Origin of the sequence: Cohnella sp. WQ 127256, from assembly GCF_024519285.1 — a bacterium.
Lineage (GTDB): Bacteria > Bacillota > Bacilli > Paenibacillales > Paenibacillaceae > Cohnella.
The window spans coordinates 1-2,423 of sequence record NZ_JAMZCY010000024.1; the positions used below are offsets into that span (position 1 = coordinate 1).

Annotated in this window: 1 rRNA gene; it reads right to left on the reverse strand. The window is 54.0% G+C overall.

Annotated elements, in window-relative coordinates:
- Positions 1–12: 12 nt before the first annotated feature.
- Positions 13–2,423: ribosomal RNA gene (locus M1K58_RS29350) — 23S ribosomal RNA — on the reverse strand; the annotation flags it as partial.

The window sequence follows — 2,423 nt, forward strand, 5'->3', positions numbered from 1 at the left end:
TGTCAATTCGCTTAGGATAAGCCCTCGACCTATTAGTACTCGTCAGCTCCACACATTGCTGCGCTTCCACCCCGAGCCTATCAACCTCGTGTTCTTCAAGGGGTCTTACGAATTGGGAAATCTCATCTTGAGGCAGGCTTCGCGCTTAGATGCTTTCAGCGCTTATCCCTTCCGCACTTGGCTACCCAGCGATGCTCCTGGCGGAACAACTGGTACACCAGCGGTGCGTCCATCCCGGTCCTCTCGTACTAAGGACAGCCCCTCTCAAATTTCCTACGCCCGCGACAGATAGGGACCGAACTGTCTCACGACGTTCTGAACCCAGCTCGCGTACCGCTTTAATGGGCGAACAGCCCAACCCTTGGGACCTACTTCAGCCCCAGGATGCGATGAGCCGACATCGAGGTGCCAAACCTCCCCGTCGATGTGGACTCTTGGGGGAGATAAGCCTGTTATCCCCAGGGTAGCTTTTATCCGTTGAGCGATGGCCCTTCCATTCGGTACCACCGGATCACTAAGTCCGACTTTCGTCCCTGCTCGACTTGTAGGTCTCGCAGTCAAGCTCCCTTATGCCTTTGCACTCTGCGCGCGATTTCCAACCGCGCTGAGGGAACCTTAGAGCGCCTCCGTTACTCTTTAGGAGGCGACCGCCCCAGTCAAACTGTCCGCCTGACACGGTCCTCCTACCCGATTAGGGTAGTGAGTTAGAACTCCGATACGATCAGGGTGGTATCCCAACGGCGCCTCCACAGAAGCTTGCGCTCCTGCTTCATAGGCTCCCACCTATCCTGTACAGACCGTACCAAAGTTCAATATCAAGCTACAGTAAAGCTCCATGGGGTCTTTCCGTCACGTCGCGGGTAACCTGCATCTTCACAGGTACTAAAATTTCACCGGATCTCTCGTTGAGACAGCGCCCAAGTCGTTACGCCATTCGTGCGGGTCAGAATTTACCTGACAAGGAATTTCGCTACCTTAGGACCGTTATAGTTACGGCCGCCGTTTACTGGGGCTTCAATTCATAGCTTCGCCTTGCGGCTAACCACTCCTCTTAACCTTCCAGCACCGGGCAGGCGTCAGCCCGTATACTTCGCCTTACGGCTTCGCACAGACCTGTGTTTTTGCTAAACAGTCGCTTGGGCCTCTTCACTGCGGCCCCCTCGTGCTATTCACACTACCGGGGCACCCCTTCTCCCGAAGTTACGGGGTCATTTTGCCGAGTTCCTTAACGAGAGTTCTTCCGCGCGCCTTAGAATTCTCATCTCACCCACCTGTGTCGGTTTACGGTACGGGCACCTTCTCCTGGCTAGAGGCTTTTCTTGGCAGCGTGGGTACATGACCTTCGGTACTATGATTTTCCCTCCCCATCACAGCTTGAGGTATCAGTGTGCGGATTTGCCTACACACACCTCTCACTGCTTGGACAGACTATTCCATCAGTCTGCGTCGTTCTCCTCCTGCGTCCCCCCATTGCTCATAACGGATTACGGTGGTACAGGAATTTCAACCTGTTGTCCATCCACTACGCCTTTCGGCCTCGCGTTAGGTCCCGACTTACCCTGGGCGGACGAACCTACCCCAGGAACCCTTAGGCTTTCGGCGGACAGGATTCTCACCTGTCTTTTCGTTACTCATACCGGCATTCTCACTTCTATGCAGTCCACCAGTCCTTACGGTCTGACTTCAACCCGCATACAACGCTCCCCTACCCAAGACACATAAGTGTCATGCCATAGCTTCGGTGGTGTGTTTAGCCCCGTTACATTTTCGGCGCAGAGTCACTCGACCAGTGAGCTATTACGCACTCTTTAAATGGTGGCTGCTTCTAAGCCAACATCCTGGTTGTCTTCGCAACTCCACATCCTTTCCCACTTAACACACACTTGGGGACCTTAGCTGATGATCTGGGCTCTTTCCCTCTTGACAATGGATCTTAGCACTCACTGTCTGACTCCCGAGTATACATACATGGCATTCGGAGTTTGACTGGACTTGGTAACCCTTGGCGGGCCCCGCACCCAATCAGTGCTCTACCTCCACGATGCTTTACCTCGAGGCTAGCCCTAAAGCTATTTCGGGGAGAACCAGCTATCTCCGAGTTCGATTGGAATTTCTCCCCTACCCCCACGTCATCCCAGAACTTTTCAACGTTCACGAGTTCGGGCCTCCAGTGCGTGTTACCGCACCTTCACCCTGCACAGGGGTAGATCACACGGTTTCGGGTCTACGACCACGTACTTATTCGCCCTATTCAGACTCGGTTTCCCTTCGGCTCCGCCTCATCAGCTTAACCTTGCACGTGAACGTAACTCGCCGGTTCATTCTACAAAAGGCACGCCATCACCCCTAGATCGGGCTCTGACTTTTTGTAAGCGCACGGTTTCAGGTTCTTTTTCACTCCGCTCCCGCGGTGCTTTTCACCT